The following is a 7,914-nucleotide window of genomic DNA, read 5'->3' as shown; positions in this document are numbered from 1 at the left end:
GAGGGTGGCCGATGCCGTCCCGCGCCAAGAGAACACGCAAGAACCCGGGGCCGGGAAAGGCGGAACCATGACCCACGCTGCCGAACGAGAATGAGGAAACTCCGTGCACCAGCAAGACGAAAGGAGTAGAATCATGTCAGGAAAACGCAGTCGAAGCCGGTGGTTCGTGCTGTTGATTCTGACAGGCGTCGGCCTTGGAGCGCTGCTGCTTGGTCGGTGGTCGCCGCTCGCGCGGGCGGGCGATACCGATGGGGATCCGGAAAAGTGCATAGAAGAGCAAGGTTGGGACCTCTATTGGGAAACCTATGACCAGCCGGGCGACAACATTCCGATCGACGCTCACCCGGCCGTGCCCGCGAACGGCGGCAAGCGCATCTTCCCAGGCAAGAAGACGTACGACGACACGCACGCGGACGAGCGTCGGCTGGTGTTTGCGGTGATCGAGTTTACCGAGGACCCACCGGCGGGAACGAAGATGTGGTTCAGGCTGTGGGACGTGGACGACCCATCGTCGGCAAGTGCGCCGATTGACGACGCGGGAAGTCCCAATAAGGGGACGAATGGTCCGGACAATAGGGATACAGAGTGGGCAATGGCAGGGGCAGGTCCGAACGTAATGGTGCTGGTGGAACTGGGAAAGATCAAGCGGTTCCCAGGAGACGTCGGCCCGACGACGTGCGATCCGAAGATCTGCAAGGTGGCCGTGCGCGTCGGGATGCAGCCGGGCGACAACTGGCGGTTCTGTGGGGCGCGGGAAGTAAACGAAGCCGCCCTTCGCGGCATGACGCAGAACAAGGCGGACCGCGTCCAGCCGCCGGGCGGCGTCAACGAGTCCGAGATGCTGACCGCCTGGCGGAAACTGCACGTCGAGGTGGATGCCATGCAGGCCGACACGAATAACACCAACATGCTTCCTCCCGAACCTACTACGATCGACGCGGCCACCTATAATGCAGGTACCGGCCAAACGGACTTGGAAGTGGACGATGTGCCAGGCTTCTGGCCGTGGAACGATTGGGATGTAGATGATGCCTTCAACGGGGGCTGGATTAAGGTTCAGAATGAGGCGACAAGTCCATGGGGAGTTGTCGACTTTGATGCCAATACTAACGACGACGATGTGTTTGTCACTGGGAACCACACCTCCGCCAACGGCAAGACGTACTTGCTCGGTGACGATGACTACGACAACGTTGGCGGCAACCTGACGCTGAAGGTCAGTCACCCGCGCGACCCCGACACGGAGTGGCTGGAGACCCGTTTGGCCAAGGCGTATATCGAGCCCAAACCGTACCGGGACACGACCGACAGCAACCTAACCTTTGACAGGAACCTGACCGTGTCCTTCTGGCCGTGGGGAGAATTCTTGACTTATCTCCAGACGGACTTCAACTTTGTCGGACAGGCTTGTCGTGCTTTTTGGGTCGCCCGGCTTGTATCGGCTCATCAACCAGGAACCGATGTGGACAACGACCCGGTTAACGAAAGTACCACTTGCGGTGCCGAGGCCGGACCCTGTGCTGCGGTTTTTCTGGAAACCACCCGGGATGAATTTGTTGAGGAGAATCAGAACGAAGGGGCAGACGAGAGAGCTGTCGTCGTGCACGAAATCGGCCATACTCTGGGGGCCAACGACATCACCACCGGCAAGGATACGGCAGGGGTCATGTATTACAGGGTCCCCTTTGCCAACATGTGGTTCAATGACACGAGCCTGGATGAGATCCGAAACTACACGCATGAATAGACCTGTACCCTTTTGGAAAAGGAGGACGATATGTGGTGGCACTTGATGGGACAAACCGGTGCGGGACGGCTGGGCGTGGCATTGGCAGTACTTGTGGTTGCCTCAGGCTATGCGCACGCTCAACCGGAGGCTCTCAATGCCGTCCTTTCGCTGGATGAAGAGACTTATGTACTGGGGCAACCGATGTTTTTTGTGCTGGCCCTGAAGAATACAGGTAAGGAGCCGGTGCGCGCGCACGTCGCCGCAGCACTGGATGGGTTCGATCTGGAAATCGCTAGCGGCCGCGAGGCTTTCAGGCCTCTGGCGTATCGGGCAGTTGAGATGGTGGGCGGGAGGGCCCCGCTTCGCACGTTGCAGCCGGGCGAATGGGTTGGCACGTCCGACGCGCTGCTCCTTCAGGCGCCGCAGGTCACGGCCTTTACCCGTGAGGCGATAGAGGCGGCCTTCCGCAACCGCCGTCTTGTGTGCGATAAGCCCGGGACCTACAGGCTACGCGCCAAAGTCTACGTTGACTTCGGAGACCGCCAGAGTGTGGTTTTCTCCAACGAGGTCCAGTTCCCGGTTACACCGGCCGGTCCCGGGTACCAACAGTTCGTGGACTTCGCCAAGCGGTATGTTGCGGGCGACCTAACGCTTGGACCAGAAGGCTATGAAGCATCCCGGGCCCGTGGTGACACACTCAGAGCCACACCCTACCACAGGTATCTGGTGTGGATGAGGATGAAGCACTATCTGAAGGAGCGGATGGGTGAGGACCGGCCCAGGGAGGATGTTCCCGAACAAGAAAGGGCGGAACGAGAGGCATACAGACTGCTTGCCGAGGAACTGGTGGGGCGTCCGGCGACCCGGCAAACGCGCCTCGGTGAGGTGGCCCTGGTGTACCTGGCGCTCTATTATGCACAGGCAGGGAACTTGCACCAGGCGCTCTCGTACGCCGATGTTCTTCCAAGAGAGTTGCCTTGGTCATCACGCAAGGGCATAGCGCGATCCATCCGGCGCACGTTGGCGAAGCAGGGCAATGCGCCTGCAGACCGTCAAGCGGACGATAGAGCGGAGTAATGCTCCGTCCCGATGTTGTGCTTGACGGGGCGCGGGAAAAAGGGGGAGAGGAAAAAGAGGAAAAAGGGGACATTCTACTTTTTCAGAGGGATTTCCGGGGACAGGCGATTTCCGGCCACACGTTTGAACGCGGAATGTGGAACGTAGAACGCGGCCCCTCGACCATGCTCGGGCCGCCCTGAGCGAGGTCGAAGGGCGGAACCCGGCTCCGTCCCGATGGATCGGGACTTCGCCGCGGCAAGCCCGCAACGCAGAACCCGCCTGAGTCCCTTCTTTTCTCAGCCCCTCAGTCCCTCAGTCCCTGTAGTGTCATACTACAGGGCAGTCCCTTAGTCCCTCGCCTTTTCCACTCTGCACTCCGAACCCCGAACTCCGCACTCGAATCGTTCCCCCCCTCCCCCCATCCCCTCTCTGCGTCCCTTCGACTCGCTCCGCTCGCTCAGGGCAGGCCTCTGCGGTCTCTGCGTTGAAGGCTGTGCCGTTTGCCGTCTCGCCTTTTCCCCCGATTCCCGCCTTTCTCTGCGCTCTCTGCGGTGAAGGCTGCGCAATTCCCATGCCAAAGTCACGGAAAAATAGTTATTAACATAAAGGTATGCCCATGACATGGATGGAAAAAGTGCGAAAAAGGGCACAAAAACCGGTAAAAACCGGTCCAAAAACGTGAAAAAGCCCCTAAAAAAGTCAAAATTTGCGCTAGCCCATCTTACCAATAGCACCCCGTCCGCCGAAAAATCCCCCCGGAAGCCAGCGCCAGGGCCTATGGGTTCCAAAAAACCGCCCGAAAATACCCCCCAAAACCTCCTCCAAAAAGTTATCCACAATCGGCGATCGTCGTAAGTGTAAGCGTCGGCGGTTCCGAACGTGACCGTCCCGGCAGGGCGGCTCTAAAGGCGCGTCGCGAGGACGGGGCTTTTTCGCTTGATGGGCGGGCCAGCCAGGCTTATCTTGCTCCTGTTCCCGGGCGGTCGAGAGCCGGCCCGGACGGGGCCCAAACGCGGATGAAGACCGTCGGCGTAGCCATCGTGGGATTCGGGACGGTCGGCACAGGGGTCGTTCGGCTCCTGGTGGAAGATGCCGCACGCCTCGAGCAGGCGGCGGGTTGCCGGCTGGCGCTGAGACACGTGTGCGACGTGGACCTGAAGCGGCCCCGAGCCGTCCGCGTGCCCAAGGAACTTCTGACGGACGACCTGGAGCGCGTCCTCGCGGACAAGGAGACCCACGTTGCCGTCGAAACCGTGGGCGGGACAACGGTTGCCGTCGACATCATGAAGCGGCTGCTGGCTGCCGGGAAGGACGTGGTGACGGCCAACAAGGCGGCGCTGGCGGAGCGCGGGGCGGAACTCTTCGACGCCGCCCGGAAAGCGGGGCGATCCATCAGTTTCGAGGCCTCGTGCGCGGCAGGAATTCCGATAATCCGGGCGATCCGCGACGGCCTGGTGGCCAACCGCATCACCGCCCTCCTCGGCATCCTGAACGGCACGTGCAACTATATCCTGACGGAGATGAGCACGACGGGCGAGGCATACCAGCGCGCCCTCGCCGACGCCCAGGCCAAAGGCTATGCCGAGGCGGACCCGACTCTGGACGTGAGCGGCGAGGATGCCAGGCACAAACTGGCGATCCTGGCCGGCCTGGCGTTCGGGGCCCAGGTCCGCCTGGCCGACGTGTACGTCGAAGGTATCGTGGGGCTCGACCCGTCGGACCTGAGGTACGGGAAGCAACTGGGGTACGTGCTGAAGTTGCTCGCCATCGGCCGCGTCGTCGACGGGGCGCTGAGCCTGCGGGTCCATCCGACGTTCGTGCCTGCGGACAGTCCGCTGGCGACCGTGGGCGGGGCGAACAACGCCGTCCTCGTCTCCGGCCACGCCGTCGGCGACACCTTCTACGTCGGTCCCGGAGCCGGACAGATGCCCACCGCGTCCAGCATCGTGGCGGACATCGTGGACGCGGCGCTGGGGCGGGCGCGGACCACCTTCGACCACATCGGCTGGCTGGCGGGGCGGGGGACGCAGATGGGCGTGCAGCCGATCCAGGACATCTGGACCCGGTACTATCTGCGGTTCGACGTGGTGGACGAGCCGGGCGTCCTGGCCGCGATCGCGGGCGTCTTGGGTCGGCACGAAATCAGCATCGCCTCGGTGCTTCAGTACGAGTCGGCGCATCCGGAATCCGTGCCGCTCGTCATCACCACGCACCTGGCGCGCGAGGGGAACGTGACGGCCGCGCTCGCGGAAACCCGCGAGTCACCGGTCGTCGTGGGTCGAAGCGTCCGCATCCGGATGCTCGAAGGCGCCGAAGCGCCGCCCCCTCGCGGCCGAGGAAAGGCCGGCCGATGAAGTACGCTATCGTCATTCCCGACGGGGCGGCCGACCGGCCCATCGAGGCCCTCGGCGGCCACACCCCGTTCGAAATCGCGCGCGTGCCGAACATGGACCGCATCGCGGCGAATGGGGAATGCTACACGGGGCGGGCGGGGATCGAGGCGGCGGCCCGCGGCATCGCGCTCGAAGAGGGCGACTGGGTCTTCCGATGCAACCTCGTGGCCGTCGCGGACGAGGAGATGGTGGATTACTCGGCCGGACACATCCCGACGAAAGAAGCGGCCCTGCTGATTGAGGCCCTCGAGGACCAGCTCGGATCGGATCGGATTCGGTTCTTCCCGGGCGTCGGCTACCGGCACCTCGTCGTCATCAAGGGGACGCGGTTCAAGGTCGAGACCGCCCCGCCGCACGACATTATGGGCTGCGCGATCAAAAAGTATCTGCCGCGAGGGAAAAACGCGAAACAACTCGTGCAATTGATGGAAGCGTCGCGCGAGGTGCTGGCCGACCATCCGGTCAACAAGGTGCGCCGGGACCTCGGCGAGGCGCCCGCGACGCAAATCTGGCTGTGGGGTCAGGGCCAGCGGGCCGCCCTGCGCTCGTTCCGCGAGCGGTGGGGCCTCCAGGGCGCCGCCATCACCGGCGTGGACCTCGTGCGGGGGATCGCCCTATTGATCGGGTGGGACCTCATCGACGTGGAAGGCGCGACCGGCTACTACGACACGAACTACGCCGGCAAGGGCCAGGCCGCGATCGGCGCCCTTAAGGACCACGACCTGGTGCTGGTGCACGTCGAGGCGCCGGACGAGGCCGGCCACAACGGCGATGCGAGGCAAAAGGTCCGCTCGCTCGAACAGATCGACACGCACATCGTGGGTCCCCTGCTGGACGCCCTTCCAGGGGCCGGCGAGTTCCGCATCCTCGTCAGCCCCGACCACGAGACGCCTGCCGAGTTGCGGACGCACGAGACCCGCCCCGTGCCGTTCGCCATGATGGGCACGGGCCTCAAGCACCTCCGCGGCGAGGCGCTGACGGAGCGCGAGGCGGCCGGCGCGGGCTTTTCCGTGGCCGTCGGGCACGAACTCATGGAGTATTTTCTGAAGAGGTAGCCTCTGCATGGCGATCGTGGTCCAGAAGTTCGGCGGGACGAGCGTGGCAACGCCGGACCTCGTGCGCCGGGCGGCCGGCCGCGCCATCCGCGCGACGCAAGGCGGCCACAACGTCGTGGTGGTCGTCTCGGCGCGGGGCCAGACGACGGACGAACTTCTGGACCTGGCGTACGAGATCACGGACCGCCCGAACCCCCGTGAACTCGACCAGTTGGTCTCGACGGGCGAGCAGATCTCCATCGCGCTGGTGGCGATGGCCATCCACGCCGCCGGACACGGCGCCATCAGTTTCACCGGAGGCCAGGTCGGCCTCGTCACCGACGCCGTCCACACCAAGGCCCGCATCCAGCACGTCAACTCGCAGCGGATTTACGACGAGTTCGCCAAGGGCAACATCGTCATCGTCGCGGGGTTCCAGGGAGTGGACGCGAACCAGAACGTGACGACGCTCGGGCGCGGGGGGAGCGACACGACGGCCGTCGCCCTGGCCGCCGCCCTCGAAGCCGACGTCTGCGAGATCTACACCGACGTCGACGGAGTGTTCACGGCGGACCCGCGCCTGGTGCCGACGGCACGAAAGTTGGACGAAATCACGTATGACGAAATGCTCGAACTTGCGAGCCTCGGCGCCGGCGTCCTGCACAGCCGCGCCGTCGAGTTCGGAAAAAAATATCACATACCCATCCACGTCCGGTCCAGCCTGACGGAAAACCCGGGCACGATGATCGTCGAGGAGGTGAGCCGAATGGAAACCATTACCGTCCGCGGGGCGGCCCTGGTCCGGGACCTGGCGAAGGTGACGATCCGGGGCGTCCCCGACCAGCCGGGCGTGGCGGCGCGGATTTTCCACGCCATCGCCGCCGCCAACGTCGTCGTCGATGACATCATCCAAAACGTCAGCCGCCAAGGCGCCGCCGACGTCAGTTTCACCGTCGCCCAGGACGAACTCGCGACGGCGATGGACACGTCGCGGCGAATCGCGCAGGAACTCGGCGCCGGCGAGACGATCGCCGACGATAAGGTCTCCAAAGTCAGCGTCGTGGGCATCGGCATGCGCTCCCACACCGGCGTCGCGCAGCGCATGTTCAAGGCCCTCGCGGAGGCCGGCGTCAACATCCAGATGATCTCCACCAGCGAGATCAAGATCTCGTGCATCATCGACCGGGCCTCGGCCGACAAGGCCCTGCGCGTCGTCCACGACGCGTTCGGCCTGGGCGAAGGGTAGCGCAACGTAGGGCGAAACCAAGCCCAGGGATTGCAATCCCTGGGCTTGGCTGTGCGTTCGGCGCCGCCCCTGTGCCTTGACCGGCGCCTTCGCTTTCGCTTATAATCGCTTCAACGCCGCGACAGGGACGGGGTGCCGGAGGAATGCGCTGCGTGACCAAGGAAGGGACGGACCTGGAGGCGTATCGCCGCGAAATCACCGACCGGGTCCGCCGGCATACGACGGAATCCGCTTGCAGGCTGAACCCGAGCGACAAGGTCGTCGAGGCGCTGATTGACGGCCTCGTCCGGCGAAAGGTGAAGTTCGGCGACTATTACTGCCCGTGCCGCGTCGTCACGGGAAACCCGGAGACAGACCTTGCGAACGTGTGCCCGTGCCGGACGCACGAAGAGGAAATCGCCCGGAGCGGCAAGTGCCGCTGCGGCTTGTTTGTCGGCGACGCGAAGCCCTGAG

The 7,914-nt window shown here is 64.0% G+C and carries 6 protein-coding genes; all 6 read left to right on the top strand.

Annotation, left to right across the window (positions count from 1 at the left end):
* Positions 1 to 133 precede the first annotated feature (133 nt).
* Positions 134 to 1,747: a hypothetical protein gene (locus tag NTX40_02770; GenBank protein MCX5648011.1), complete on the top strand. Its 1,614-nt coding sequence runs from the start codon at positions 134 to 136 to the stop codon at positions 1,745 to 1,747.
* Between the two features lie 30 nt (positions 1,748 to 1,777).
* The gene (locus NTX40_02765; protein ID MCX5648010.1) at positions 1,778 to 2,806 is read left to right on the top strand and encodes a hypothetical protein; all 1,029 of its coding nucleotides are present in this window, start codon (positions 1,778 to 1,780) and stop codon (positions 2,804 to 2,806) included.
* 998 nt (positions 2,807 to 3,804) lie between these two features.
* Positions 3,805 to 5,142, top strand: a complete 1,338-nt coding sequence (locus NTX40_02760) for a homoserine dehydrogenase (GenBank protein ID MCX5648009.1) — start codon at positions 3,805 to 3,807, stop codon at positions 5,140 to 5,142.
* On the top strand, positions 5,139 to 6,236 hold the full coding sequence (gene apgM, locus NTX40_02755) for a 2,3-bisphosphoglycerate-independent phosphoglycerate mutase (protein ID MCX5648008.1): 1,098 nt from the start codon (positions 5,139 to 5,141) through the stop codon (positions 6,234 to 6,236). The genes NTX40_02760 and apgM overlap by 4 nt, the downstream gene beginning before the upstream one ends.
* 7 nt (positions 6,237 to 6,243) lie before the next feature.
* Positions 6,244 to 7,461, top strand: coding sequence for an aspartate kinase (locus tag NTX40_02750; GenBank protein MCX5648007.1), 1,218 nt, complete (start codon positions 6,244 to 6,246; stop codon positions 7,459 to 7,461).
* A gap of 152 nt (positions 7,462 to 7,613) precedes the next feature.
* Entirely contained in the window at positions 7,614 to 7,913 is a 300-nt protein-coding gene (locus NTX40_02745; GenBank protein ID MCX5648006.1) for a ferredoxin:thioredoxin reductase, read from the top strand.
* Position 7,914: the final 1 nt, after the last annotated feature.

This window comes from Planctomycetota bacterium, from assembly GCA_026387035.1.
Classification (GTDB): domain Bacteria; phylum Planctomycetota; class Phycisphaerae; order FEN-1346; family FEN-1346; genus JAPLMM01.
The sequence above is the reverse complement of the archived record's forward strand: the minus strand, read 5'-3'. Positions and strand labels throughout refer to the sequence as shown.

Excerpts from the sequence above, each read along its gene's own strand:
- NTX40_02770 (MCX5648011.1), top strand. The coding sequence starts at position 134 with ATGTCAGGAAAACGCAGTCGAAGCCGGTGGTTCGTGCTGTTGATTCTG.
- NTX40_02765 (MCX5648010.1), top strand. The coding sequence starts at position 1,778 with ATGTGGTGGCACTTGATGGGACAAACCGGTGCGGGACGGCTGGGCGTG.
- NTX40_02760 (MCX5648009.1), top strand. The coding sequence starts at position 3,805 with ATGAAGACCGTCGGCGTAGCCATCGTGGGATTCGGGACGGTCGGCACA.
- apgM (MCX5648008.1), top strand. The coding sequence starts at position 5,139 with ATGAAGTACGCTATCGTCATTCCCGACGGGGCGGCCGACCGGCCCATC.
- NTX40_02750 (MCX5648007.1), top strand. The coding sequence starts at position 6,244 with ATGGCGATCGTGGTCCAGAAGTTCGGCGGGACGAGCGTGGCAACGCCG.